Genomic DNA, 25,688 nt, shown 5'->3' on the forward strand with positions numbered 1-25,688 from the left:
AAGGTATGGGAATTTGCAGATGAATCCGATCCATCAAAACTTTCATGATCGGCATCCGTCAATCCAAATGCAAGCCGGGACTGCTCAATCATCGTTTGGCAGATTCTGATTTGTCTTAATCCGTTTTGATCGCTGATTTTTCATGGTGTCGGGCAAGGGCCAGGGCGACCAGGTGATCCAGCAGTTTGCCGTATGGAATACCGGTGGCTTCCCACAGCTTGGGATACATACTGATGCTGGTAAAACCGGGCAGTGTGTTTATTTCGTTGAGATAAAATTCGCCGGTCTTTTTATCCAGAAAGAAGTCCACACGTGCCATGGAATTGCAATTGAGCGCCCGGAAGCCCAAAACGGCGCACTTGCGAAGGGCGGCAGACAGCCTGGCGGGGATCTTCGCCGGGATGTTCATCTTTGCGCCCTGAGGATCAAGATACTTGGCTTCATAGGAATAAAATTCATGCTGAGGAAGGATCTCACCCAGAACGGATGCCTGAGGATCGTCATTCCCCAGAACGGCGCATTCGATTTCACGGCAGTCGATGCCGGTTTCAATCATGATCCTCGTATCAAACTGAAAGGCGTAATCAATGGCATCCGCCAGCTCTTTTTTTGCTTTGACCTTTTTGATCCCCACGGAAGAACCGGTGCAAAGTGGCTTGACAAAAAACGGCAGGTCCAGCTGATTCACGGCCTTGCTCAGAATTTTTCCCGGGTGCGAAAGCCATTCATGCCTGCCCAACGTCATCCAGGGGACAACCGGAATACCGGCTTCTTTCAATAATCGTTTGGCGATGTCCTTATCCATGCCCACGGCGGAACCGGCCACGTCCACGCCCACATAGGGAACCATCGCCAGTTCCAGAAGTCCCTGCAGAGTGCCGTCTTCGCCATACGTGCCGTGCAGGACGGGAAAGATCAAATCGACGACAACGTCCTGTTTCCGATTTTCCATATTATAGAGGTGGAGCTTATTCTGCTGTTCGAAATGATTGACCAGCCACAATCCCCGTTTTTTTAAAGAAAGAATTTTCCCGAAGGCTTTATCCACGACAATTTCCGGCTGCTCCTGAACGTACCACCGTCCGTCGCGGTCGATGCCGATGGCGACGATGTCGTATTTGGACTTATCCAGCGCCCCGACAACGGAAGCCGCCGAGCAAAGCGAAACATGATGTTCGCCGGACCGGCCCCCGTATAAAACGCCGATTTTCAATTTTGATGGCTGTCTGTTCTTTTCAGGCTGCATAACGGATCCTTTTATGCCGCGAAGCGACTTTTAATAAAGTATCATTAATAGGTATAGGTAATGGCCGATCCGACGGAGAACCGGTCTGTGTACTGCCCTTCGATATTCAAACGAAATCCTCTGGTCAGCGGGATATCGACGCCGCAGAATCCTCCTGCGATGGATTTGTTCTTCCATAAAACGTCCTGATTTCCGGATTGAATCCCCGGAATAGCGGAGGAAAGAGTCGCGTCCGCCCGGGCATAATAAACATAGGGCCCCGCATATAGTTTTATGCCGTAGGGAACGGTGGCCTGAAGGCCGAGGCCGAAATTGACATCCCAGAAATTTTTAATATTCAAATCGGCGACAAAAGGCACTGCGTTGCGCACGCCCACAAACTCATCCGTATAGCTGCTGAAGTGGTAGCTTCCCTGAATGAAGGCGCCGATGCCGAAAATGCCGTTGAACGGATAAAACCCCTTGGCCCCCAGCGTCCCGAACAATTTCCAGTTCTCTTCAAAATTATTTTTGTAAGTCGCAGTCGAAGCGTCGGTTGACGTGAAAGCGTCAAACATTTTCAGATCGGATAGTCCGATGCGCCCGTAAATTTCCCACCGGTCGGCAGAGCCGTAAGCGGCCTGGGAATAAATTTGATTCTGCCTGACGACATGCTCCGTATCACCCTTGAAGGTATCTTCATGATACCGGTAACCGACAGCCGTATTCAAACCGCCGGCTTCTTTGGAAATGGTTTGCGGCGGACCAAACAGTCCGCCGGCCATGGCAACCGGGTTCACGGTCAGAATCAATAATGCCGATATGGCAATCAGGATAAACTTCTTCGTAAGGATTACTCCTTTCATTCCGGATTATTCTTGGGCTGAGGCGCATCCGCCGCCGGATGGCCGGCCTCCGAGTTTTTAAACAGGACAGACCTGGCCTGACGCGCTTTTACATCCTTCATGCGATACTGGATGTACGCATCGCGCATCGACACATAGGGATCGATGGCCGCCCCTTTGAGCGATTCATATTCTCCGATTCTGAGAGAGGTGTTATTGAGGGCCTCATAGGCAATGACTCCGGACGAGGCATACCAGGGTGTAATGTACGAGGGGGGATAAAGAAAATAATCACCGGCTATGGTTACCGAATCCCGCGGGCTGGACGGCCCCCAAAAGGGCCAGACAATGTAGAAGCCATGCCCCACACCGTAAACGCCCAGGGTCTGCCCCAGATCGGTGTTTTGTTTCTGGAGATCCAGCTCCTTGCCGGCGGATGGATCCATGAGTCCGCCGATGCCCCACAGCGTATTGATGGTAAAACGGCCTGCTTCCGTGGCGGCGCCGCTGAAATCAGCCTGGAGCAGACAACTGACAAAACGCGCCGGAAAGCCGAGATTGGAAAAGAAATTTTTTACGCTGACCCGCGCCGGCTCCGGAACAACCGCCTTGTAACCCTGAGCAACCGGCTTCACCAGCCAGAAGTACAACTTATCGTTGAAGTGGTACATGCCCCGGTTAAAGGGTTCCAGGGGATCGGCTATCGTTAATCTTTCTTCTTTAAAAGATTCATCGTCATATTCATCTTTGTATTCGTCTTTGTATTCATCGGTAACGGCGGCACTCGGCAGTTTTGACGGTTGTGCCAAAGGCCCGCCCGCATCGGCCGTCAAAACCGTTTGAGGCGACGGGACATCCGCCGGCGCCTGCACCGGCACAGCTGCCCAGCAGGGGGCAAGGACGCATCCCGCGGACAACATAATAAAACCGATAATCAAAGACGGGTAAGTTTTCATAATCGGGGTCTATAATTCTCAGTGAGCTTTTACCTTCTTGCGCAAGGTCTCCAGCAGTTGTTCCGGCGTTCCGTTGGTCAGAATATCATTGAACTGGGTTCGATAGTTTTGAACCAGACTTACATTCTCCACGACTACGTCATAAACTTTCCATTTGCCGTCCTTAAGGATCATTCGGTAGAAGATGGGAATTTCCTTGGAGGAGGTGATGATTTTCGACTCCACCTCCGCCTTGTTTTCCGGGACCATGGTTTCTTTATAGAAAACGATTTTTTCATTGGAGTAATCCAGAATTTTATCGATATAAGCTTTTTCCAGAACCTGCTCAAAGAGATTAACAAATTCCACGCGCTGCTGGGGGCTGAACTTGTTCCAGTTGCGCGTCAGCGTGCGTCTGGAAAATTCCATCTCGTCAAACATGTCTCTGTAGATGACCCGGAGCTTTTCTTTCTTGATTTCCTTGGCTGCCGGCGGTTTCAGTTTGGGATCACGCAGCACGTCGAGGACTCTCTTGACGGTGGCGTCAACGGTAGCCATGGGCACACCGGCGTATGCCGGAACGGATATTACAAAAATGATCAATATTAATAACGCTGCGAAACGCTTTTTCATTATTCAGGCCTCCCGAAACCTATTTCTTGCTGTCTTTTTTAACGTCTTTATTATCCTTTTTTACTTCGCCAAAAGCATACTTGCTGATGAGTTGTTCAATATCCACTGCCGCCTGCGTGTCGACAATGACGCCGTTGTTTTTCAGGAGATCACCTCCTCCACCCGGATCAATGTTGAGATACTTGTCTCCAATGAGTCCTTCTGTTTTGATCGAGGCGATGGCATCATCATAGACCTTGATGTCTTTTTTGATTCTCAGTTTCACGACGGCCTTCTGATTTTCCTGGTCCATGGTAATTTTTTCCACGCGTCCGACATCAATCCCTAAAATATTGACCGGGCTGCCGATTCTCAGTCCGGTGACCGTGGTAAACTTGGCAACGAGTGAGTAGGAATTATCCCCCATAATATCGACCTTGCCGAGCTTGACGGTCATATATCCGACACAGATCAGACCGAAAACAACAAAGATGCCGACGATTGTTTCCATGGTGTACTTTTTCATGTATTCACTCCTCCGGCGGCGCAATGAAGCCGCCCGATTTCTTTTTGTTGAGATTTTGCCAGGGCAATCACCGACTCGATGTCGATTGCCGGTTGCCCCTCGGCAATTCCAGCCATGATCGTCAATTCCACCGACTCCCCCGAAGCCAGGTTGCAGGCCGAATCCTGAATGGCGGGAATGATTTTTTTATGAAAATCCACGACGAAGTTTTCCATAATACTTTCCGCTTCGGCAATTTTTGAATAGGGAAGCATCGTAATAATTTCGTTGGTATTCCGGCGGGTGGAAAACCCGCCGATGGCGCCAAAGTGCTTATCGATATATAATCCTAAATTTCGCAAAGCTTCCTGCGCCGCGTCGTGTCCGACTTTCGTAATGATGGCGTTCAGCTCTTTCAGGCTGAAAACCACCAGGCTATATGCTTCTCCAACCTCGCGCCTTTTCAACTGAAGATGATTGAGCATGCCGAACTGACGTTTGGAGTAAAGACCGGTTAATTCTTTTTGCAGCGCTTCCAGACTGCTGATGACTTCATCCATAAACGGATGATCGAGATTTTCCAGTTCAGCCGGCGTCCCCTGAAAAACAATCCGGCGGTCATAAAGAGCCAGAATACGATTGGAAATGAAATAGACATCCGGAATTTCATGGCTGACGAGGATGGCGGTAAAATTAAATTTTCTCTGGTACTGGGCAATCATGCTCAAAATCGCATTTTTACGGACGGGATCCTGCCCGGTCGTCGGTTCATCAAAAAGGACGATTTGCGGATCGGTAATCAGCGCGCGGGCAAGCGCCGCCCTTTTTTGCATGCCTCCGGAAAGTTCCGACGGATATTTATGAATAGCCTCGGTCAGTTCCGTCTGCTCGATTCTGGCCATCACCCGGCGGTCGATTTCCGCTTTCTTCAAATGGGTGGTTTCCCGCAGGGGCAATGCGATGTTATCATAGACCGTGAGGGAATCAAAAAGGGCATTGCCCTGAAACATATAGCTGATCTGCGCAAAGGCTGCGGCGATCTCTGCTTTCTTCATCTCCGCAATCGGTTTGCCCCGGAAATATATGGCGCCTTCGTCAGGCTGGATCAGTCCGATGATGTGTTTGAGCATCACGCTTTTGCCCGATCCGGAAAGACCGATAATTGTTGTAATCTGCCCTTCGTAGATCTGCAAATTAACGCTTTCCAGCACGGTTTTTGCGCCGAAGCGTTTGGTTACATTTTTAAATTCAATCAGTGGCGTATCCATCATGTCTCTCTATACCATCAGCGACGTCACGACGTAGTCCGAAACCAGAATCAGCACACAGGACGTCACCACCGCCGACGTTGTCGCGAGGCCGACCGCCTGGGCGCCGTGGCCGTCTTTGCGCATATGCGCAAAATATCCCTGGTAACAACAAACCGTGGCAACAATCACTGCAAAGACCAGCGATTTAACAAATCCGTTGGTGATGTCGCTCATGACCACGTAAGTCTGGATGCTATGCAGGTAAACGCCGCCATTCAACCCCAGGAGCATAACGGTGGAAATATAGCCGCCGAAGATGCCGATAAGGTCAAATACAGCCGTCAATAGAGGAAAGCTGACGACCGCCGCGGCAATTTTGGGGCTGATGAGATACCGGAGCGGATTGATCCGCATGGTATGCAGGGCATCTATCTGTTCGCTGATGCGCTGGATGCCGATCTCCGCTGTTATCGCCGATCCGGCCCGGGCCGTAATCATGATGGCGGTCAGTACCGGCCCTAGTTCCATAATCAACGAAAGCGATACCAGAGAACCAACCGCGCCTGACGCGCCGAATTTAAGCAGCGCGTGATAGGATTGCAGCCCCAGGACCATGCCGGTAAACAAACTCACCAGCATGATGATGGTGATGGATCTTGCTCCGATGTAATAGATCTGCTCAACCGTTTTTGGCAGCTGTTTGCCATGGAAAATCTGCAAAAACGCCATAAAAAGAAAAATGGCGGCCGCTCCCATACGATCGACCCAAGCAATGACCGTCCGGCCGATATAGGCGAATGGACGGAAAATGAACGTACCCGGTTCTTCTTTTGTTTCATTCTCAGATCCGCTCTGAATGTCCGCGGTGAGTGCCATCAACAGCTTCCTTTTGTTATGTATTTATTGGACAAGCATGAATACTAGCATTGGCAACTTCATTTGACAAGAACTTCCTTAAACCGGAAAATGCTGCGGGAAAGGACAAATATCCCATGTCAGTTCATACGGGGCACGATTGCTCATGCCGATATTGACAGGGGGGGCCTGAATGACTATACTGCCTCATAATTCATGAATGTTATCAGGGTGTTTTTATGGTTCGTTATTTTGATCAGACGCAGATACCGGCGGCGGCCAGGGCATTTAACGATGCGGAAAAACTGGTTTCCCGCCATTTTCGGATCAGCGAAAACGATCTGCGCAGAAACAAATATGACGTAAAAACACTTGCATTTCTAAAGCAGCATGAAGTAAAAGACGGCGCGTTTGCGCATCTTTGCAAGTATTCCTATGAAAGGCCTTCCGATCTGAGGCCGGAAGACAAGGAAGGTTTTGATTTTTACCGGGTGTGCCTGCAGGATAATATCATTCTGGATGCGGTGGAACGGGCAAATTCATTTATAAAATTTACGCCTTTGATGCTGTACATTGCCGTTCATGAATTGATTCACGTGCTCCGGTTCGGAAACGGCGATATGGACTTCGACGCGCCGCAGGAAGAAAAAGAACAGGAAGAAAAAATCGTTCACAACCTGACCAGGAGCGCTTTGCAGCCGGTTAGGCAGAATGATCTGGAAATCGTTCTGGACTGCTTTTCGAGTGAGTTTACGATCAGTGATTTATATAATTAATTTGGGAGGTTTTTACCATGCCTATCTACGAATATAAGTGCAAAAAGTGTGGCAAACAATTTGAAGCGTTTCAGGGGATCACGGAACCCGATTTGAAAACATGCAAGTTCTGCAAGGGAAAAGTCCATAAAATGATGTCGCTGTCATCTTTCAGTTTGAAGGGCAGCGGATGGTATGCGACGGACTATGCGGGGAAAAAGCCCCAACTCGCTAAACCTAAAAAGGAAGAGACGACCACCAGCGAAAGTTCCTCAACGTCTTCCGATACTGCGGCAGCAGCAAGCACAGGCGGCAAAGAAGATTAATGAGACTCAGAATCAATTGACAAAAAAGGCGGCATGAAAATGCCGCCTTTTTTGTGAGTCAGAACGGATGGTCCCGATTGCTAGGCCTCCGTGAAATACGGCTGCAATTCCTTGCATAACTGTTCCGGCACCACGGGGCAGATGATTTCATTGTGCAGTTTTTCGAAGTAATTCAAGTCGCTGGTGCCCAGAGGGTTGATTTCAAAACGCGGCACGATTTTTCCCTGGACCCAGAAATTTTTCTCCGGCGTCATGGTTGCGTAGAAAGACAGATTAAAACTCATAAAATTGTTGACATACAGATAATGAAAAATCCGGGACAGGCCTTGCAAAAGTTCATCAAAGTTAGCTTCCGTCAGATCGAAAAATGATGTCTTTTCCCTGAAATAAAAATCAATTTCTCCGGCCATGCCTTTGGGCGAAAAAGCGGTCAGCCAGGAAATGACGCCGGTTGTCGCAATAAAGCGCTCCCGGGCATCCTGCTCCGTCACCAGGATATTTCTCCACAGGTTGCCGCCGTCGGAGACGGCCGTGTAATTTTGCGCGCTGGCCAGGAGCCGCTGCATGAAATTGGTCGGCTTTTTGCCCACAATCGTCTGCAGGTGAGGATGAATCAGGCCGCCCCCCGCGGGCGGCATATAATTCCAGTTGATTGAACAGTATTGATAACCTTTCTGCAGTTCGGCAAGGCGGTAAAAATAATCGCGGCAGACGGCAAAGCCGTCGTGCATTTCATCCGCCGTCAACTGATCGAGCCCGGTAAAATGGCGTGATGAAAAAATGGCCACGGTGTTGGCAGCGTCATAGGGAAACGCGTTGGGAAATAAAAAAGCTTTTCCTCTTTTAAATTTACCTTCAGCGATAATGTCCGGCGTGAATTTCGGCGTCAGTTTGTCGAAGAGCTCCGGGCAAAACGGACAGATGGATTCAGGTGATTTTTCCACATAAGCGTCCGTGTCCGGTTTTTGCGCGAGGCGTATCCGGTAGGGAAGAATTCGACTGGCCACGCCGGTCGTTTCATCATAGCGTTCTTCTATGGTAATATCTTTTGGTTCAAAGCCGTCAAAGGGATTCAGGTAGCGTCCGGTGGTAATCTCTTTTTGAAATCCGATGTTTTTCATGTTTTTTCCGTCTCCGTTTCAGTCACCGGCGCGTTTATTTTTGCCGGATAGCCCCTCTTCAGGCATTGATCAAGAAAATTATCCACACGCTGCTGGGATAAATCCCCCTTCAATTCTGTTTTTAAAACATCCAGAGAGATTTCAATCCGGGCGGCGCTGCGATGACCGCCCCCCTGGCCGATCAGACCGCACGCGCTTTCAGCGATCGCACCGCAGTCCTGCCGGTAGCCGTCGCCCCGGAAAATAATAATCAGCTTATCGTTGACGATGCCCGCAACGACGACGTAATAGGTGCCGATCAGCCGCAAGTAGAAGTCCGCCACCTGCACGCAGACATCCGGACTTTCCACGTGCCCCAGAAAACCAACACGGCGGCCGCGGTAATGCTTCATGGAATGAAAGGCATGATCGAAATATTTCAGATAGCTCATCGGCGTCTGATTGAGTTCGATGCGTTTGATCAGCCGCATATTGGCGCGCCGGGCATGATACATATAGGCCCGGATGTCTTCGGCCACTGTTTCGCGATCGAAATTATCCGTATCGGTCTTGATGCCATACAGGAGCGCCGTGTGCAGATTGCGGGGAATGCGAATGCGGGCGCAAAGCAGATATTCGGTCAGAATCGTAGAGAGCGCACCGTACTGAGGGCGGATGTCCACAAGCTCCGCCTGCCAGTCGCCATGGCGGGGATGATGATCAAAGACAATGGCCGGTTTAATTGAGTGAAAAGTGTCGCCGAAAAAAGAAGGTTGGGCATCCACCAGCGCAATCAACCGGCAGGCGCTCACGTCCACCTGGCTCAATAATCGAATATTGAGGCGCATCGCCTGGGCCAGTTCTCTGTTCTGCTGACGCCGAAAAGGCTCCGTTGCCGCAAAAACACACCTCGACAACCCTTTTTTGCGTGAAAGAATTTCCCGAAGGGCCATGGCCGAGGCAATCGCATCCGGGTCCGGGCTGCCATGCATCAGCAGAAGCAGCGAATCATCAGGACGCGTAAGTTCCAGCAGCTTTTTTAAATTCTGCGGAGTCTCATTTTTTAAGGGCAATCGATTCAATCGTCGCGGTTCCTTTGCATTCATCGCCTGCTGATGATTTACGCCATGAAAATTTTACCCGGATGTTCCATAACGACGTCGCCCACGACGACCGCGTCAGCGATGCCCTTTTCACGCATGGTCTCCACAAGCCGCTGCGCTTTTGCCGCAGGCAGGCTGAAAAACAAACCGCCCGCCGTCTGCGGATCAAAACAGACATCAAAAATCCAGTCCGGACACGACGGTGATTTTTCGACCTGATGGATGCGGAAATCCCGGTTGCGATACAGACCGCCGGGAACATAGCCTGTTTCCAGCAGGTCCCGGACACCTTCCAGAATCGGCACTGCGGATGAAAAAATCCGCAGGCCGACGGCGCTGCCTTCAATTGTTTCACAGGCGTGCCCTAAGAATCCGAATCCGGTAATGTCCGTGCAGGAATGAATATCACCCGCGGCAATCATCAGCTCTGCGGCTTTTTTGTTGAGCTCGGTCATGCAGGCGATGGATCGGGCAAGGAGCAATTCACCAACCGCATCGGCTTTGAGCGCCGTGCTGATAATGCCCGTGCCCAGCGGTTTGGTCAGAATCAGTTTGTCGCCGGGCTTTGCGCCGCGATTGAACAGCACGCGATCCGGATGGATCGTGCCGGTTACGGAAAGACCGTACTTGATTTCATTATCTTCCACACTGTGCCCGCCCATCAGCAGAGCGCCGGCTTCGCGCATTTTATCCAGCCCCCCGCGCAGAACGTCCCGCAGCACCGATTTATCCATCGTCTTGATCGGAAAGCAAACGATATTCATCGCGGTCAGGGGCTTGCCGCCCATCGCGTAAACATCATTAAGCGCATTTGCCGCGGCGATCTGCCCGAAGGTATAGGGATCATCAACCGTCGGCGTAAAAAAATCGACCGTCTGCACCAGCGCGAGGTCGTCGGAAATTTTATACACGCCTGCGTCTTCCGCATGTTCATATCCGGTCAATAAATGAGGATCAGAGATGAGCGGCAGCTCGCTGAGAATGTCGGACAGGTCCCCCGGACCGATCTTACAGGCTCAACCTGCGCTCTGTACTGTTTCCGTCAGACGGACAGGTTTTTTTTCTTCCATTTTTCCTCGGCCTGAAAATAAAAGTTACACCGCTTCCCAAAAAAACGGCTTCTGATTTTTAGCATAGAAGTCAATATTTTCCAACAGGTATTCGGCATCGGCCGCGGCCACCCGTCTCCTGAAGCAAAGACGTATGGACGGCAGGATCTTGCCTGCCGCATTTCGCCGGTTGTTTTTTTGTTGCTTTATTTGTGCCAATAAGTTTATAAAAAAATGACTAAAAAAAAGGATGAGCAGGATGTCCATCAGGTATTACAGCACCAATCGTCATGTGAATAATGTTGCGGGAATTACCCCCTTTACCGGAAATGTTTCCTTTAAAGAAGCCCTGCTTGCTGGTCAGGCGCCGGATGAAGGATTGTTCGTTCCCGACGCTGTTCCGCAGCTTTCCATGGACGATATGATGGCGCTCCGGGACAAACCTTACTGGCAGGCGGCGCTCATGGTCGCCCGGGCCTTTCTGTCCGATGAATTTCCGCCCGAGGTGCTCGAAGCAATCTTGAAGGACGCCTACAACTTCCCCGTGCCGCTGGAAGCGGTCTATCCGCGGGCGTTTGTGATGCGCCTGGATCAGGGCCCCACGGCATCGTTTAAGGATTTTGCCGCAAGAATGATGGCCAGACTGATGAGCCACAGCCGCCCTCACGGAGAAAAGCTCAATATTCTGGTCGCGACCTCCGGCGACACCGGAAGCGCCGTGGGTGAAGCTTATAAAGGCGTTTCGGGCATTGACGTGACCATTTTATATCCCGCCGGCGAAGTGAGCCTGATGCAGAAAAAACAGCTCGATACCATCGGCGGCAACGTGCGGGCAATTTGCGTGGATGGAAAATTCGACGACTGCCAAGATCTGGTGAAAGAGGCTTTTGCCGATGCCGATCTCGCCCGCTTTAATTTATCATCGGCCAATTCGATTAACTTCGGCCGTATTCTGCCGCAGATCGTTTATTACGTTTATGCCTACGCCCAACTGGCAGGGGCCGGTGAAGAAGTTGTTTTTTCCGTTCCCTCCGGCAATTTCGGAGACGCCCTGGGTTGTGAATATGCCCGCCGGATGGGAATGCCTCTGGCGAAACTTGTCATGCCCACCAATGAAAATGATGAATTCCCGGCCTTTCTCGCAACAGGCAAATATTCAAAAGTGTCGCCGTCGCGGGCCTGCATTTCCAACGCCATGAATGTGGGGCACCCCAGCAACCTGGCGCGCTTCTTTGAATTATACGGAGGCACCGTCGACCGCGCAGGCTGTGTCCACCGCTATCCTGATCTGGAGGAGATGCGCCGCCGCATTTTCTCCGTGAGCGTCACCGACGAACAAACCCGCCGGACGATTAAAAGCATTTATGACCGCTACCATGTCATTCTGGAACAGCACGGCGCCGTGGGTTGGGCGGGACTGGAAGCCTACCGGGAAAAAACCGGCGATTCCAAGCTGGCCATCTGCCTGGAAACCGCCCATCCCGCCAAGTTTCCGGAAGAGATCAAAAGCCTTCTGGGCATTGACCCCGAACTTCCGGAGAGCATGAAAGACCTGATGCATCGCGAAGGCAGCGCGGTCGGCATGTCCAAAGACTTCGCGGCATTTAAAAAGTATCTTCAGAATAGTCTAAAAATAAAAGACTAGCGCAAAACAACGCCGTCAGCCGATCAAACAGCCTGGCCGAGCGGGATTGAGAAAATGGCCGTAATGATTTAAAGAATAGTTGCTGCTTTGTTTTTCGTCTTTGGGGCGCAATATCCACGGTCTCCCTTTATTTCAGATAAGGAAAAAATGTCTTTCTGAATAACCGGAGCATGATGTTTTCCTTTATACTCAGACATTGAGGGTGAACTTTATGATGAAAGAAGAAATTTCCTATTCCGAAGAAAACGAATTCTGGCAAACGGCGCTGGAACAGGATTTGTTTCCGGGTGATCTGGTGGCTGAGATTGGTCTCTTCTTCCTGGGCGCGCCTTACAAGGCAGCCACACTGGAGACGACGGGCAGGGAAAAACTTGTCGTCAACCTTGATGAATTTGATTGCACAACGTTTGTGGAAACGGTTCTGGCGATTGCCCGAAGCACCGCCAACGGGAAATTATCGCCTTCTGAATTCCAGAAAAACGTCAAGCTCATCCGCTACCGTCAGGGGAAAATCGATGGTTACGCATCCCGCCTCCATTACTTTACTGACTGGCTTGCCGATAATGAAAAGAAAAAAGTATTGAAAAATGTCTCACGCCTTCTGGGCGGAGCGCCCCGGCGCAAAAAAATCACCTTCATGACCGATCATCGTGAATTGTATGCCGGCTTGAAAAGTGAAGCCGAACTGAGTAAAATGCTGCTGGTGGAAAAAAAGCTTTCCCGCAAAGTTTTTCACATCATTGCCAAAGGCCAGGCCAGCCGCAGACTGACGGGGATTCGGCAGGGCGACATCATTGCCTTCGCGACGGACCAGGAGGGGCTGGACGTCGCGCATGCCGGTTTTGCCGTGCGTAAGGGCAGAGTGCTGCATTTGCTGCATGCATCAAGCAAGGAGGGTGCAGTCGTCATCTCCGGACAGACCCTGCCCGCGTATCTGAAATCAAACAAAAATTTTACCGGCATCCTGATTGCGCGTTTCACTTAACATGCTTCGTTGATAAAGAGTCAAAGACATGAACATATATGGCCAGCGTCTGATTTTGTTTTTCATCGCCCTCTCCATCTCCATCCCGACCGGTTGCACCGTGGGTCCCGATTTTATAAAGCCTGATCCGGCAGCGCCCGATCGCTATACGGAAGCACCCCTGCCGCTACAAACGGTTGCCGCCGCCTCTCAAACCGGCGATGCACAGCATTTTATCTTTGCCCGGGAGTTGCCCGCCCAGTGGTGGAAGCTGTTCGGCTCATCCGAGCTTGATGCCCTGATCAAAAAGGGCCTTGAAAAAAATCCGTCGCTTGCCGCGGCCCAGGCGGCGCTGCGCAAATCCGAAGAGGATCTGCGTGCGATACAGGGATCGACTTTGTTTCCGGCCGTGAACGCCAATCTCCAGGCCACAAGGCAGCGGACGTCCGGCAATGTGAATCAGGAAGCAAGCAGCACCTATAACCTCTACAACACATCCGTCGGCGTTTCCTACACGCTGGATATTTTCGGCGGCGGACGGCGTCAGATTGAATCGTATCAGGCCCAGGCCGACTATCAGCGCTTCATTTTTGAAGCGACATATCTGACCCTGACTGCCAACATCGTGACAACGGCGATTCAGGAAGCATCGCTCAGGGCGCAGCTTGCCGCAACCCGGGAAATCATTACGGCCGAAGAAAAACTGCTTGATTTACTGGGCAGGCAATTTGAACTGGGCGCCGTGGCCAAAGCGGCTGTGCTGGCTCAGGAAACGCAGGTGGCCGTGACGCGCGCGGGACTGCCGCCTCTGGAAAAGCAACGGGGTACGACCCGGCACGCGCTGGCCGTATTAGTCGGAAGTTTCCCCGGCGAGGGGGGGCTCCCCCGCTTCAACCTGGATTCCCTTCAGCTGCCGAAAGACCTGCCCGTGAGTCTGCCGTCGGACCTGGCGCGCCGGCGGCCGGACATTCAGGCCTCCGAATCGCTACTGCATCAGGCAAGCGCTGCGGTGGGCGTGGCAACGGCCAATATGTATCCGCAAATCACCCTCTCCGCCAGTTATGGATTTCAGGCAACCGGCACGGATATTCTTTTTAACGGACAGAGCGTGGCCTGGAGCCTGGGCGCGGGGCTTTTGCAGCCCATTTTCCGCGGCGGGGAGCTTGCCGCGAAGCGAAGAAGCGCCATGGCCGCTTATGATCAGGCGGCGGCAAAATACCGCGAGACCGTCCTGAAGGCCTTTCAGGAAGTGGCAGATGCCCTGCACGCGCTCGAAACAGACGCCCGAACCCTGCAGGCGCAGACCGACGCCCGGACGGCGGCCGGGGCGGCGCTCACCCTGATTGAAAAACAGTATAAGCTGGGGGCGGTAAGCTTTTCAGCGCTTTTAATCGCCCAGCGCGATTACCAGAAAGCCTCCATCAGCGTCGTTACCGCACGGGCCCAGAGGCACTCGGATACCGCCGCGCTTTTCCAGTCGCTGGGGGGCGGCTGGTGGAGCCGTTCGCAGGCATCAGGCGGAGAGTTGAAGAAACAGTAACGAATGAGGTGACACAGAATGACTAAAAAAATGATCATCATGCTGGTTTCGGTCGGCGTGATTTTCGGCGGGGTTTTCGGGTACCAGGCATTTCAATCCTACATGATGAAAAAGTATATGTCGGCGGGCGGCGATCCGGAAGTCACGGTCTCCACGGCGGTCGCCTCCATGCAGGACTGGCAGCCGCAGATCTCGGCTACGGGCAGCCTGCGGGCCGTGCGCGGCGTCGACATGGCCGCGGAAGTGGCCGGTCTGGTTCAAAGCGTTCATATAAAATCGGGAGAACAGGTCAAGGCCGGTCAACTGCTGGTGCAGATCAATGCTGACGCCGACACCGCTCAATTACAGACGCTCACGGCAGCCCGCGACCTGTCGAAAACCGTCTATGAACGGAACAAAAAGCAGTTTCTTGCCGAGGCCGTCAGTCAGGCGTCGCTGGATGCAGACGCGGCGGATCTGAAAGTCAAGCAGGCGCAGGTGGCCCAGCAGGAAGCCCAACTGGTTAAAAAGACCATCCGCGCGCCTTTCGCCGGCCGTCTGGGCATCAGCGTGATCAATCCCGGTCAGTATCTGAATGCGGGAGACAAGATCGTGACGCTCCAGGCGCTCGATTCGATTTACATTGATTTTTATCTGCCGCAGCAGGAGCTTTCCCGTCTGGCCGCAGGGCAGACGATTGTGGCCGTAACCGATACGTATCCGAATAAAAAATTCAACGGCAGAATTTCCGCCATCAGCCCGAAGGTTGATCGTGAGACGCGCAATGTCCAGATTGAAGCCATTGTGGCCAATCCCCGTCATGAACTGCTTCCGGGGATGTACGCGACGGTCAAAATTCAGGCGGGAAAAACAGGCCGCTATCTGACGATCCCCCGGACTGCCGTAACCTTCAATCCTTACGGTGAAACGGTTTATATCGTGGAAACCAAAGGCAGGACGAAAGACGGCAAACCATCGCTTGCCGTCCGGCAGAGCTTCATCACGCTGGGACCGGCGAGAGGCGACCAGGTGGCCATCCTCAAAGGCGTCCAGGAAGGCGACCAGGTGGTTACCGCAGGACAACTCAAACTCAGAAGCGGCAGTCCCGTCGTTATCAACAACGCCGTCCAGCCGCAAAACGACGCCCGGCCGGAACCCAAAGATCCTTAATGGAGAAGCCGCCTTTATGAAATTTACCGATCTCTTCATCAAGCGCCCCGTTCTGGCCACCGTGTTGAGCCTCCTGATTCTGGTGCTGGGGCTCCGCTCTATTAGCCTGCTGCCCGTTCGCGAGTACCCCCAGACACAGAATGCGGTCGTTAAAGTCACAACCGTCTATACCGGGGCCGACCCGGAACTGGTTTCCGGTTTTATCACCACGCCGCTCGAGAACTCCATCGCCCAGGCCAACGGGATTAACTATCTGACCTCGACCAGCACACAAGGCATGAGCACCATCACGGCCAACATGCGCCTCAATTATGATGCCAATGTGGCGCTTTCCGAAATCAACACCAAGATCAACGCCGTGCTCAACCAGCTGCCCAAGGCCGCTCAGCAGCCGGTCATTACGATCTCCACCGGCGAAAATATCGGTTCCATGATCTTCGGTTTTTACAGCAAAGATATGCCCCCGAACAGCATCACGGACTATCTGATCCGGGTGGTGCAGCCCAAGCTCCAGGCCGTGGAAGGCGTGCAGACGGCCGAAATTCTGGGCAAGCAGGAGTACGCGCTCAGAGCCTGGCTTGATCCGGATAAGATGGCGGCGTACGGGTTGACGGCCACGGATGTGACGAATGCCCTGACCGCTAATAATTTTATTGCGGCGCTGGGCCGGACCCAGGGGCAAATGGTCACGGTGGATCTGACGGCGGCGACGGGCCTGCATACGGTTGCGGAATTCCGCAAACTGGTGATCAAATCCGTAAACGGCGCGATTATCCGCATGGAAGATGTCGCCCATGTCACCCTCGGCGCGGACAGTTACGATATGACCGTACGTTTCGACGGCAAAGCCGCCGTGTTCATGAGCATCAAGGTGGCGCCCAATGCCAACCTGCTTTCGGTGTGCGACAGAGTCGCGGAAACTTTTCCTGCCGTGGCCTCGCAGTTGCCGAAAGGGCTGGAAGGCAAAATCGTTTATGACGCAACCGATTACGTGGACAGTTCTATTAAAGAAGTTGTCGAAACACTGATTCAGGCTCTGCTGATTGTGACATTGGTGATTTTTCTGTCTCTGGGATCCGTTCGTTCCGTGCTGATCCCCACGGTGGCCATTCCCCTGTCGCTTGTCGGCACGTTTGTCATCATGGCGGCTCTGGGGTACACGATCAATCTAATGACGCTTTTGGCCCTGGTTCTGGCCATCGGTCTGGTGGTGGACGATGCCATCATTGTGGTGGAAAATGTGCAACGGCACATGGAGGAAGGCGCGGGGCTTTTGCAGGCGGCAGTGATGGGGGCCCGGGAACTGGCCGGTCCGATCATCGCCATGACGGTGGTGCTTATTGCCGTGTATCTGCCCATTGGTTTTATGGGCGGTCTCACCGGCGCGCTCTTTACCGAGTTTGCCTACACCCTGGCGGGCGCCGTGTTCGTGTCGGCCGTTGTCGCGCTCACCCTCTCCCCGATGATGTGTTCGCGCTTTCTGAAAGCTCCCGTTCCGGGTGAGCATCATCGTTTTACGGAATTTATCGACCGGCAGTTTAACCGGCTGCGCAGCTTTTATACCCGGCTCCTGCGGGGCGCGCTGGGGGCCATGCCCGTTGTAATGGTTTTTGCGGCCATCATTCTCGCCAGCAATTATTTCCTGTTTGCCAATTCCAAAAGTGAACTGGCGCCGCAGGATGACCAGGGTTTTCTGATGGGCATGCTTACCGCCGCTCCGGACGCCACGCTTCAACAGACACAACTCTATTCCCTTCAGTTGTACGACCTGCTGAAAGATATTCCGGAAATCGATCACCTGTTTCAGGTCGAGGGATTCACCGGCCTCAATTCAGGATTCACCGGCGTCGTGCTGAAACCGTGGGATAAACGCCAGCGCACCATCAAAGAACTTCAACCGGAAATGCAAAACCGGATGGGCAGGATAGCCGGCGGCAACGGGGTGATCTTTCCGCCGCCGCCCCTGCCCGGCTCTGGTGAAGGGTTGCCGGTGCAGTTTGTCATCGGCACGACCGATTCTTTCACCCGACTCGACGAAGTCTCGCAGGCCTTTCTGCAGGAAGCGCAAAAAAGCGGCTTGTTCATGTATGTGGATACTGATCTGAAAATCAACAAACCTCAGACAACGCTGGAGGTGGACCGGGACAAGGCGGCACAGATGGGACTTACCATGCAGGATGTCGGCGCGGCAATGGCATCCATGCTGGGGGGCGGCTACGTGAATTATTTCAGCATGTCCGGCCGTTCCTATAAAGTCATCCCGCAGGTCAGGCAAAGCGAAAGGCTCACGGAAGACCAGTTGATGAATTACCAGATCAAGACCGCCTCAGGCGCATCCATTCCCGTGTCCACCTTTGCCACGCTCAAGACCACGGTGGTGCCCGCATCCATCAACCATTTCCAGCAGCTCAACTCTTCCACCATCTCCGGCATTCTGACCCCCGGCATTACGCTGGGACAGGCGCTTACCGAGCTCAAGACCATAGCCGGCCGTGTGCTTCCCGAAGGCTACAGCGTCGATTATGCCGGAGAGTCGCGGCAGTATATCAAGGAATCAAGCGCCCTGCTGGTGACCTTCGCTTTCGCGATGATCATTATTTTCCTGTGCCTTGCCGCTCTTTTTGAAAGCTTTCGCGACCCGGTTATCGTGCTTGTTTCCGTACCCATGTCCATCTGCGGGGCATTAATCTTCATCAGCCTCGGCATCGGCGACGCCAGCCTCAATATTTATACCCAGGTCGGCCTGGTGACGCTCATCGGGCTCATCAGCAAGCACGGCATCCTCATCGTGCAATTCGCCAATGACCTGCAGCGCGAAGGAAAAACAAAGCGTGAAGCCATTGAACTTGCCGCGGCAACCCGACTGCGGCCGATCCTGATGACTACGGCCGCCATGGTGCTGGGCGTGATGCCGCTGGTGATGGCCACAGGCGCCGGCGCGGCGGGACGTTACAACATGGGTCTGGTCATCACCACCGGCATTGCCATTGGCACGCTGTTTACCCTGTTTGTTGTTCCGGCCATGTATTTACTCATGGCCCACAATCATCAGCAGAAAGCTGACCCGGAAAAAACGGCCTGAATGTGCGCTGGTTTTTTTACGATTTCAGAAATATATTTCTGCGTGCCGATAATTAAAAAAATCATCGACAAGCTCGATTTGCGGCATCGTGACAAGCCCCCCACCGGCCCATGGCAAAGATCCGCTATCTGGAAACCCTTCGTACAATGAGCAGGCCCCCGTAACCATAAACCGGCGTCCTGGCGGCAAGAGCGGCAAGCAGCCTCTCCACACTGACCCAGTAAGGGCCGTAATAGTCCCGGTCGACGTCCAGAATCAGCACGCGGCCTCGGGCCGCATCATAGGCGCCAACGGGTGAAATGTGGGCATAGGGTCCGCCGGGATCGTCAGTCAGCCTGTCCTGCAGAAAGTGCACCATGACAAAATCATCTGCCGATGATTCATTGGCCTGGAGAATAGCGCGCAATTCCTCAAGAGCCCCGGGTGCGACGTCCTGAAAGGATCGGAGGGATACCGTCCATCCCGTAATTCCGTAAGTTTTAAGCGCATCCGTCATCACGTCCGCCAGTTCGGCAAGCGTCAGTCCCCTGCGGCCTTTCCATCCATCACCGGTCACACGTTCTTTCCAGTGCACCGCTTTGACGTCATCAATCAATCGGGACTGCTGATAGTTGGCATCCTGGGCCCGGAGAGCGCCATGCGTTCTGTTGATCGCGTTGAGAACCATTGCCACGGCCGCGACAGAGCAGGAAATGCTGTTTTGCTGTCCTGTGTAATGGGTAATCAGCGGCCAGAAATCAGGGGCCGGATTCTTTGTTGATTGAAAGTATTCATGGGATTGCCAGAGGGGTGCGGCATAGGCCGCTTCCGCGGGACCGTATTTAGGCGGTGGCGTTCTGCCTCCGGGCGCTGCGGACGCCCATCCCGCCTGTATCAAAACAAACGCCGCACAAAACAGTAAGACGCGTCGTATCATCATGCCTCCGGAAGGTGTAAAGACCTGATCTTCATATGCGGGAAATTAGCATAATTCATCGGGTTTGCAAAGAAGAGAGGAAATAAGCGGTTGCGGCAATCCTGCTTGACACGCTTTGCGGAATTTCGTTATATGATTTGCAACAACGTCACTAAAAGCGGAAAGCTGTGCTTATGTATCTTGTCCATGTCGTCACCCCGGTCATCAAAAGCATCCGGATTCAGGATATCCTGGATGTGGTGATCATCGCCGCGATGATCTTTGCGCTGCTGATGTGGTTTAAAACCAGGGCGTCGCGTTTTGTCCTGATCGGCATCCTGCTTCTGGGCGGCGTTTATCTGGCGGCGCGGTTTTTTCAGCTTTATCTGACCGTCATGGTCCTTCAGGGGTTCTTTGCCATTTTGCTTTTTGTGCTGGTTGTCATCTTTCAGGAGGATCTGCGCGGCTTCTTTGAACGCCTCGCCATGCTCGGCAATCTGCGCAAGGAAACTCATCCCCTGTCGGAACTGGAGAAAACGGCGGGCATCATTGCCCAGACGGCGGCCAATCTGGCCAAAAAGCGCGTCGGAGCTTTAATCGTTATTCAGGGCCATGACCCGCTGGACCGGCATATCAACGGCGGCACGCCGCTTCAAGGACTGATCAGCGAGCCGCTTCTGGAAAGTATCTTTGATCCTCATTCTCCGGGACATGACGGCGCTGTCGTGGTGAAGGACAACCGGATCATCATGTTCGGCTGCCATCTGCCTCTGTCGGTCAACATCAGTCAGTATAAAAACATCGGCCTGCGTCATACGGCCGCACTGGGGCTCACGGAACGATCCGATGCCCTGTGCATTGTTGTTTCCGAAGAACGTGGCGCCATCTCGCTTGCCGGGTCGGAATCCCTCACGATTATCCCCACCGCAGCCGCGCTGAATGAAGCTTTGGAGAATTTCTACATCGCCAACGCCCCGACGCCGAAAACACGTCCTGTTTTCCGGTGGCTTCGGGAAAACACGAAGGAAAAAATCATCGCCCTGGGGCTGGCCTGTGTTTTATGGGTGGCCTTCGGCTACCAGCGGGATATTGTGCGCCGCGATTTCATCATTCCCATCGAATATAAGAATATTCCACAAAGCTGGCAGATCGATGAACCTCAATTAACGGAAGCCAAAGTGGTCTTTCAGGGGCCCGAACAGGCCTTTCGGCTGCTCAATGAAAAGTCGCTGAGGCTTTCGCTGGACCTGGCTCCGGTTGCCGCCGGAAAACGGGAGTTCGTTTTAACCAAAGATATGGTCAACGCGCCATCCAGCTTGTCAGTCGCCGATATCAGTCCCGCAAAAATCCATGTTTACGCATCGAAGCTGGTTTGGGCGACGCTGGCGGTCCATGTTGCCACGCAAAACCGGCTGCCCGATCATCTTGGCCTGCAGAAAATCACATTGAATCCAACCGCCGTCCGGGTGATGATGGACCCCCGGATGAAGCCCGGGGAAATAAAACTGGAAACGGAACCCGTCGATCTGAACAACATATCATCCTCCGTAGCAATGGCCCTGAAGGTCGTTGGCAAAAGCGGTGTTTCCTTCCCGGAGGGCAGAGCTCCGCTGGTCCATGTCACCATCCGCGTCAAAAAGAAATAAGGAGAAAAAACGCATGGGTTCCCTGTTGAAAAAAAGATCGAACAAGGCCGGAATGAGTCCGGGAAGCCTGGTCCATATCGGTTACGCGTATCAGGAAAAATCGAAGATTACCCTGGTCCGCTACGACGAAAATTTTTTCGAGGAAAAGGAAGTAAACTCCGCCGCTGATTTACGCGCGGCAAAAGATCTGCCCGGCAGCCTGTGGATTAACATCGACGGTCTGCAGGACGTGGCTCTGCTGGAAAGCATCGGCCAACTGTTCGGCCTGCACCCTCTCATTCTGGAAGATATTCTCAATACGGATCAACGGCCCAAAATAGAAGATTTAACGGATTACCTCTATGTTGTCTTAAGAAACTTCTATCACCATGAAAACGATGCGCTGTTTTCCCAGCAGATCAGCATCGTTTTAGGGAAAAATTTCATTTTGTCTTTTCAGGAAAAAGAAAGCGCGCTTTTTGAACCGGTTCGGGAAAGGCTGCGGGGTGACAAAGGCAAAATCAGGAAATCCGGATGCGATTACCTGGTGCATGCCCTCATCGACAATGTAGTGGATAACTATTTTATCCTGCTGGATAATATGGAAGACCGGATTGAACAGTTGGAAAGTGATCTGATCAAGCAGACCACGCCGGCCAAACTCCAATCCATTCATAATTTAAAAAGGGAACTGATCTTTCTTCGAAAATCATTATGGCCGCTTCGGGAAACCATCAGTTCCCTGCAGCGGTCGGATTCGCCATTGATTGAAGAACCCAATGCCCTTTATTTCAAAGATATCTTCGACCATCTCATTGCCATCATCGATACGGTGGATAGTTTTCGCGATCTGCTCTCCGGCATGCTGGATATTTATCTTTCTTCGGTCAGCATGAGGCTCAATGAAGTCATGAAAGTATTAACCATTATCGCGACGATTTTCATGCCGCTGACGTTTCTGGCCGGGGTTTACGGCATGAATTTTGAAAACATGCCGGAGCTTGCATGGACCTGGGGATATTTTGGATTATGGGGCGTCATGTTGATGATTGCCGCCGGAATGGTCGTTTTTTTCCGCAGAAAGCGGTGGATTTAGATCATAGCAAAACGGTTGCATTAGCTTATAAAATGTGTCAATTTAAGTCAGTAATTAATAATTTCAGGAGGCATGAATATGCAGGTATTTGCAGCAAGTGACATCGTCGAAGTCGCCATTAGAATTGAAGAAAACGGGATCAATTTTTATAAATTCGCAGAACAGATCGCCAAACAGGAAGATGCAAAAAAACTTTTTGCGCATCTGGCTGATGCCGAGGCAGCCCATAAAAAGACATTTGAAAAATTCTTTGCCGCCATGGAAAAATACAATCCGCCCGAGCAGTACGCCGGCGAATACAGCGCCTATTTGCGCAATTATGTGGACAATAATCTTATTTTCACGAAAGAAATCATGGACAAACAGTTGGCAGGCATAAAAGATACCGTTGCCGCCTTCGATTTTGCCATGCAGCGCGAGCTGGATTCCGTTCTGTATTATCATGAAATCAAAAATCTGGTTCCGGCGGCCCAGCACGAAGCGATTGAGAAAATCATCGATGAAGAGAGAAAGCATTACGCGCTCCTGTGCGACATGAAAAAACGCTACGCCAAATAAATATCCGAATCAACCGCCTCGCAGCAGGCACCGGCGATTAACGCCCGTCCCGCAACAGCGGGATTACACGGATCATAAAAAAGCCGCCCGTCTTGGCGGCTTTTCCGTTTTCATCCGAATGATGCATGCATCCCGTTTGAACCGATGCGCTTGCATTTACCGCTATCAGCCGAGGTCGAAACGGTCAAGATTCATGACTTTGTTCCATGCCCTTATAAAATCGTACAGGAACTTCTCCCGGGAATCATCACATGCATAGACTTCCGCCAGGGCTCTGAGTTGTGAGTTTGAACCAAAGATCAGGTCGACACGGGTGCCGGTCCATTTGAGCTCGCCCGTTTTGCGATCACGACCTTCGAAAATATCCGCATCTTCCGCGGTTGCCGCCCACATCGTACTCATGTCGAGCAGATTCACGAAGAAGTCATTGGTGAGCGCTTCCGGCCGCTTGGTGAAGACGCCGTGCCGGGACCCTCCGGAGTTTGTCAAAAGGACGCGCATGCCGCCCACCAGCACCGTCATTTCGGGCGCGGTCAGCGTCAGCAATTGCGCACGATCCACCAGCATTTCCTCCGGCTTTACGGCATATTTATTTTTTTGATAGTTACGGAATCCGTCCGCAACCGGTTCGAGTACCGCGAAGGACTGCACATCTGTCTGCTCCTGCAAAGCATCCATACGCCCCGGTGCGAAGGGAACCGTTACCTTGTAGCCGGCATTCTTCGCTGCCTGCTCGACGCCCGCACAGCCTGCCAGCACAATCAGGTCAGCCAGGGATACCTTCTTGCCGCCGGACCGGGCGTCGTTGAACGCGCTCTGGATACCCTCCAGAGTCTTGAGCACCTTCGCCAGCCGGGCCGGCTGGTTGACTTCCCAATCCTTCTGCGGCGCCAGACGGATGCGGGCGCCATTGGCGCCCCCGCGCTTGTCGGAGCCGCGAAAAGTGGACGCCGACGCCCAGGCGGTCGAAACCAGCTCCGGCACAGACAGGCCGGAAGCGATAATTTTGCCTTTGAGGGAGGCGATATCCTCTGCATCAATCAGCCGGTGATTGACGGCAGGGATGGGGTCTTGCCAGATGAGCTCTTCTTTTGGAACCTCCGGGCCGAGGTAACGGGCGCGGGGGCCCATGTCGCGATGGGTCAGCTTGAACCAGGCCCGGGCAAAGGCGTCGGCAAGCTGGTCCGGGTTCTCATAGAAGCGCCTGGAGATCTTTTCGTAGACAGGGTCGAACCGCAAAGCAAGGTCAGTTGTCAACATACCCGGCGTCCGGCGTTTGGACGGGTCGTGCGGGTCCGGCACGGTATTGGCGCCGGCGTCGCCCTTCGGCTTCCACTGGTAAGCACCGGCCGGGCTTTTCGTCAATTCCCATTCGAAGCTGAACAGGATCCGGAAGAAGTTGTTGCTCCATTTCGTGGGTGTGTTGGTCCAGATGACTTCCAGGCCGCTGGTGATCGTGTCGGCGCCTTTGCCCGTGCCAAAGCTGTTCTTCCAGCCCAGCCCCTGTTCCTCGATGCCGGCCGCTTCGGGATCAGGCCCCACATGTGTTGCAGGTCCCGCGCCGTGGGTCTTGCCGAACGCGTGGCCTCCCGCGATAAGGGCCACAGTCTCTTCGTCGTTCATCGCCATGCGGGCGAAGACCTCGCGGATGTCCCTGGCTGCGGCGATCGGGTCCGGATTGCCGTTCGGGCCTTCCGGGTTCACGTAGATCAGCCCCATCTGCACCGCAGCGAGCGGATTCTCAAGATCCCGCTCGCCGGAATAGCGTTTGTCGCCGCCCAGCCATGTTTTTTCTTTGCCCCAGTAGACGTCATGATCGGGCTCCCAGACATCCTCGCGGCCGCCACCGAATCCGAAAGTCTTGAAACCCATCGATTCCAGGGCGACGTTGCCCGTGAGAACCATCAGGTCGGCCCAGGAAATCTTCCGGCCATACTTCTGTTTGATCGGCCAGAGCAGACGGCGCGCCTTGTCCAAGCTGACATTGTCGGGCCAGCTGTTGAGGGGCGCAAAGCGCTGCTGGCCCCTGCCGCCGCCGCCGCGGCCGTCGCCTACACGGTAGGTGCCGGTGCTGTGCCACGCCATCCGGATAAACAAAGGTCCGTAGTGGCCGAAGTCCGCCGGCCACCAGTCCTGCGACGTCGTCATCAGGTCACGGAGGTCCTTCTTCACGGCATTTAAGTCGAGACTCTTGAATTCTTCAGCATAGTTGAAATCCCCGCCCATCGGGTTGGACCTCGAGGAATGCTGGTGCAGGATATCGAGCTTCAGCTGGTTGGGCCACCAGTCCCGGTTCGTTGTGCCGCCGCCTTCCGTGTATTCGTGAGTTTGGCCTGTTTTTTCCCCATCCATGATATTTGCTCCTTTCATTGTATGACTTGTTGAACAGTTCTACTACGAAAGATAGTACTTCGGCGCCGATATGGCAAACGGGCTGACCATGAAATCAGCCGGAGCGCGGCTTGACGGCTGCATTGCTTTTGATATCGTTTATTGCTTATTGCAAATACGCCAACGGTCTTCAGCTTCCGTCATGATACGGGTAATAAGCATAATCGTACTGTCAAATATATA

The 25,688-nt window shown here is 53.0% G+C and carries 23 protein-coding genes; 10 read left to right on the plus strand and 13 right to left on the minus strand.

Going from position 1 to position 25,688, the window contains the following annotated elements; genetic code table 11:
- Window positions 1-115: 115 nt before the first annotated feature.
- The 7 genes from CVU71_07495 to CVU71_07525 are packed head-to-tail and all read right to left on the minus strand — an operon-like array spanning window position 116 to window position 6,248.
- Window positions 116-1,246, minus strand: a complete 1,131-nt coding sequence (locus tag CVU71_07495; GenBank protein ID PKN19345.1) for a D-alanine--D-alanine ligase A — start codon at window positions 1,244-1,246, stop codon at window positions 116-118.
- A 44-nt stretch (window positions 1,247-1,290) separates the two neighbouring features.
- Entirely contained in the window at window positions 1,291-2,091 is an 801-nt protein-coding gene (locus tag CVU71_07500; GenBank protein ID PKN19346.1) for a hypothetical protein, read from the minus strand.
- Window positions 2,088-3,026 carry a VacJ family lipoprotein gene (locus tag CVU71_07505; protein ID PKN19347.1) on the minus strand — a complete coding sequence of 313 codons (939 nt, stop codon included), beginning with the start codon at window positions 3,024-3,026 and terminating at the stop codon, window positions 2,088-2,090. Before CVU71_07505 ends, CVU71_07500 begins: the two co-directional genes overlap by 4 nt.
- A gap of 18 nt (window positions 3,027-3,044) precedes the next feature.
- Entirely contained in the window at window positions 3,045-3,638 is a 594-nt protein-coding gene (locus CVU71_07510) for a toluene tolerance protein (protein ID PKN19348.1), read from the minus strand.
- 19 nt (window positions 3,639-3,657) lie between these two features.
- Window positions 3,658-4,143 (minus strand): outer membrane lipid asymmetry maintenance protein MlaD, encoded by a 486-nt coding sequence (gene mlaD / locus CVU71_07515; GenBank protein PKN19349.1) that lies wholly within the window; start codon window positions 4,141-4,143, stop codon window positions 3,658-3,660.
- On the minus strand, window positions 4,140-5,390 hold the full coding sequence (locus CVU71_07520) for a diguanylate cyclase (protein ID PKN19529.1): 1,251 nt from the start codon (window positions 5,388-5,390) through the stop codon (window positions 4,140-4,142). The genes mlaD and CVU71_07520 overlap by 4 nt, the downstream gene beginning before the upstream one ends.
- A 9-nt stretch (window positions 5,391-5,399) precedes the next feature.
- Window positions 5,400-6,248 carry an ABC transporter permease gene (locus CVU71_07525; protein ID PKN19350.1) on the minus strand — a complete coding sequence of 283 codons (849 nt, stop codon included), beginning with the start codon at window positions 6,246-6,248 and terminating at the stop codon, window positions 5,400-5,402.
- 218 nt (window positions 6,249-6,466) lie between these two features.
- On the opposite strand from CVU71_07525, the gene CVU71_07530 reads away from it, so the two are divergent.
- On the plus strand, window positions 6,467-7,003 hold the full coding sequence (locus tag CVU71_07530; protein ID PKN19351.1) for a hypothetical protein: 537 nt from the start codon (window positions 6,467-6,469) through the stop codon (window positions 7,001-7,003).
- 17 nt (window positions 7,004-7,020) lie between these two features.
- Window positions 7,021-7,308 (plus strand): hypothetical protein, encoded by a 288-nt coding sequence (locus CVU71_07535; GenBank protein ID PKN19352.1) that lies wholly within the window; start codon window positions 7,021-7,023, stop codon window positions 7,306-7,308.
- 80 nt (window positions 7,309-7,388) lie between these two features.
- Here the strand turns inward: CVU71_07535 and CVU71_07540 are convergent, their stop codons facing one another.
- The 4 genes from CVU71_07540 to CVU71_07555 are packed head-to-tail and all read right to left on the minus strand — an operon-like array spanning window position 7,389 to window position 10,827.
- The gene (locus CVU71_07540) at window positions 7,389-8,429 is read right to left on the minus strand and encodes a hypothetical protein (protein ID PKN19353.1); all 1,041 of its coding nucleotides are present in this window, start codon (window positions 8,427-8,429) and stop codon (window positions 7,389-7,391) included.
- Window positions 8,426-9,514: a hypothetical protein gene (locus CVU71_07545; GenBank protein ID PKN19354.1), complete on the minus strand. Its 1,089-nt coding sequence runs from the start codon at window positions 9,512-9,514 to the stop codon at window positions 8,426-8,428. Before CVU71_07545 ends, CVU71_07540 begins: the two co-directional genes overlap by 4 nt.
- A gap of 14 nt (window positions 9,515-9,528) precedes the next feature.
- Window positions 9,529-10,581 (minus strand): selenide, water dikinase SelD, encoded by a 1,053-nt coding sequence (gene selD / locus CVU71_07550; protein ID PKN19355.1) that lies wholly within the window; start codon window positions 10,579-10,581, stop codon window positions 9,529-9,531.
- Window positions 10,582-10,605: 24 nt separating this feature from the next.
- Window positions 10,606-10,827, minus strand: a complete 222-nt coding sequence (locus CVU71_07555; protein PKN19356.1) for a hypothetical protein — start codon at window positions 10,825-10,827, stop codon at window positions 10,606-10,608.
- On the opposite strand from CVU71_07555, the gene CVU71_07560 reads away from it, so the two are divergent.
- The 5 genes from CVU71_07560 (at window position 10,811) to CVU71_07580 (ending at window position 18,940) form a co-directional block, all read left to right on the plus strand.
- Window positions 10,811-12,205, plus strand: a complete 1,395-nt coding sequence (locus tag CVU71_07560) for a threonine synthase (protein PKN19357.1) — start codon at window positions 10,811-10,813, stop codon at window positions 12,203-12,205. The genes CVU71_07555 and CVU71_07560 overlap by 17 nt on opposite strands.
- A gap of 211 nt (window positions 12,206-12,416) precedes the next feature.
- The gene (locus tag CVU71_07565; protein ID PKN19358.1) at window positions 12,417-13,190 is read left to right on the plus strand and encodes a DUF1460 domain-containing protein; all 774 of its coding nucleotides are present in this window, start codon (window positions 12,417-12,419) and stop codon (window positions 13,188-13,190) included.
- Window positions 13,191-13,290: 100 nt separating this feature from the next.
- Entirely contained in the window at window positions 13,291-14,709 is a 1,419-nt protein-coding gene (locus CVU71_07570; protein ID PKN19530.1) for an RND transporter, read from the plus strand.
- Window positions 14,710-14,727: 18 nt separating this feature from the next.
- Window positions 14,728-15,858 (plus strand): efflux transporter periplasmic adaptor subunit, encoded by a 1,131-nt coding sequence (locus CVU71_07575; protein PKN19359.1) that lies wholly within the window; start codon window positions 14,728-14,730, stop codon window positions 15,856-15,858.
- 16 nt (window positions 15,859-15,874) lie between these two features.
- A complete protein-coding gene (locus CVU71_07580; GenBank protein PKN19360.1) occupies window positions 15,875-18,940 on the plus strand; it encodes a multidrug efflux protein in 3,066 nt (1,021 codons plus the stop codon).
- Window positions 18,941-19,064: 124 nt separating this feature from the next.
- Here the strand turns inward: CVU71_07580 and CVU71_07585 are convergent, their stop codons facing one another.
- Entirely contained in the window at window positions 19,065-19,859 is a 795-nt protein-coding gene (locus CVU71_07585; protein PKN19361.1) for a hypothetical protein, read from the minus strand.
- A 170-nt stretch (window positions 19,860-20,029) separates the two neighbouring features.
- Here CVU71_07585 and CVU71_07590 point away from each other — a divergent pair, with 170 nt between their 5' ends.
- The 3 genes from CVU71_07590 to CVU71_07600 all read left to right on the plus strand — a co-directional run bounded on the left by CVU71_07590 (window position 20,030) and on the right by CVU71_07600 (window position 23,114).
- Window positions 20,030-21,481: a hypothetical protein gene (locus CVU71_07590; GenBank protein PKN19362.1), complete on the plus strand. Its 1,452-nt coding sequence runs from the start codon at window positions 20,030-20,032 to the stop codon at window positions 21,479-21,481.
- Between the two features lie 13 nt (window positions 21,482-21,494).
- On the plus strand, window positions 21,495-22,556 hold the full coding sequence (gene corA / locus CVU71_07595) for a magnesium and cobalt transport protein CorA (GenBank protein PKN19363.1): 1,062 nt from the start codon (window positions 21,495-21,497) through the stop codon (window positions 22,554-22,556).
- Between the two features lie 72 nt (window positions 22,557-22,628).
- Entirely contained in the window at window positions 22,629-23,114 is a 486-nt protein-coding gene (locus tag CVU71_07600) for a hypothetical protein (protein ID PKN19364.1), read from the plus strand.
- Between the two features lie 165 nt (window positions 23,115-23,279).
- Here the strand turns inward: CVU71_07600 and katG are convergent, their stop codons facing one another.
- Window positions 23,280-25,466 carry a catalase/peroxidase HPI gene (katG, locus tag CVU71_07605; protein PKN19365.1) on the minus strand — a complete coding sequence of 729 codons (2,187 nt, stop codon included), beginning with the start codon at window positions 25,464-25,466 and terminating at the stop codon, window positions 23,280-23,282.
- Window positions 25,467-25,688: the final 222 nt, after the last annotated feature.

Source organism: Deltaproteobacteria bacterium HGW-Deltaproteobacteria-6 (assembly GCA_002840435.1).
Classification (GTDB): Bacteria; Desulfobacterota; Syntrophia; order Syntrophales; family Smithellaceae; genus UBA8904.

Bases quoted from the DNA above. Each gene is read 5' to 3' on its own strand.
- corA (PKN19363.1), top strand. From the start codon at position 21,495: ATGGGTTCCCTGTTGAAAAAAAGATCGAACAAGGCCGGAATGAGTCCG.
- CVU71_07495 (PKN19345.1), bottom strand. From the start codon at position 1,246: ATGCAGCCTGAAAAGAACAGACAGCCATCAAAATTGAAAATCGGCGTT.
- CVU71_07600 (PKN19364.1), top strand. From the start codon at position 22,629: ATGAATATGCAGGTATTTGCAGCAAGTGACATCGTCGAAGTCGCCATT.
- CVU71_07545 (PKN19354.1), bottom strand. From the start codon at position 9,514: ATGAATGCAAAGGAACCGCGACGATTGAATCGATTGCCCTTAAAAAAT.
- CVU71_07500 (PKN19346.1), bottom strand. From the start codon at position 2,091: ATGAAAGGAGTAATCCTTACGAAGAAGTTTATCCTGATTGCCATATCG.
- CVU71_07585 (PKN19361.1), bottom strand. From the start codon at position 19,859: ATGATGATACGACGCGTCTTACTGTTTTGTGCGGCGTTTGTTTTGATA.
- CVU71_07580 (PKN19360.1), top strand. From the start codon at position 15,875: ATGAAATTTACCGATCTCTTCATCAAGCGCCCCGTTCTGGCCACCGTG.
- CVU71_07565 (PKN19358.1), top strand. From the start codon at position 12,417: ATGATGAAAGAAGAAATTTCCTATTCCGAAGAAAACGAATTCTGGCAA.
- CVU71_07590 (PKN19362.1), top strand. From the start codon at position 20,030: ATGTATCTTGTCCATGTCGTCACCCCGGTCATCAAAAGCATCCGGATT.
- CVU71_07540 (PKN19353.1), bottom strand. From the start codon at position 8,429: ATGAAAAACATCGGATTTCAAAAAGAGATTACCACCGGACGCTACCTG.
- katG (PKN19365.1), bottom strand. From the start codon at position 25,466: ATGGATGGGGAAAAAACAGGCCAAACTCACGAATACACGGAAGGCGGC.
- CVU71_07555 (PKN19356.1), bottom strand. From the start codon at position 10,827: ATGGACATCCTGCTCATCCTTTTTTTTAGTCATTTTTTTATAAACTTA.
- CVU71_07535 (PKN19352.1), top strand. From the start codon at position 7,021: ATGCCTATCTACGAATATAAGTGCAAAAAGTGTGGCAAACAATTTGAA.
- CVU71_07560 (PKN19357.1), top strand. From the start codon at position 10,811: ATGAGCAGGATGTCCATCAGGTATTACAGCACCAATCGTCATGTGAAT.
- CVU71_07505 (PKN19347.1), bottom strand. From the start codon at position 3,026: ATGAAAACTTACCCGTCTTTGATTATCGGTTTTATTATGTTGTCCGCG.
- CVU71_07525 (PKN19350.1), bottom strand. From the start codon at position 6,248: ATGGCACTCACCGCGGACATTCAGAGCGGATCTGAGAATGAAACAAAA.
- CVU71_07530 (PKN19351.1), top strand. From the start codon at position 6,467: ATGGTTCGTTATTTTGATCAGACGCAGATACCGGCGGCGGCCAGGGCA.
- CVU71_07510 (PKN19348.1), bottom strand. From the start codon at position 3,638: ATGAAAAAGCGTTTCGCAGCGTTATTAATATTGATCATTTTTGTAATA.
- CVU71_07520 (PKN19529.1), bottom strand. From the start codon at position 5,390: ATGGATACGCCACTGATTGAATTTAAAAATGTAACCAAACGCTTCGGC.
- CVU71_07575 (PKN19359.1), top strand. From the start codon at position 14,728: ATGACTAAAAAAATGATCATCATGCTGGTTTCGGTCGGCGTGATTTTC.
- mlaD (PKN19349.1), bottom strand. From the start codon at position 4,143: ATGAAAAAGTACACCATGGAAACAATCGTCGGCATCTTTGTTGTTTTC.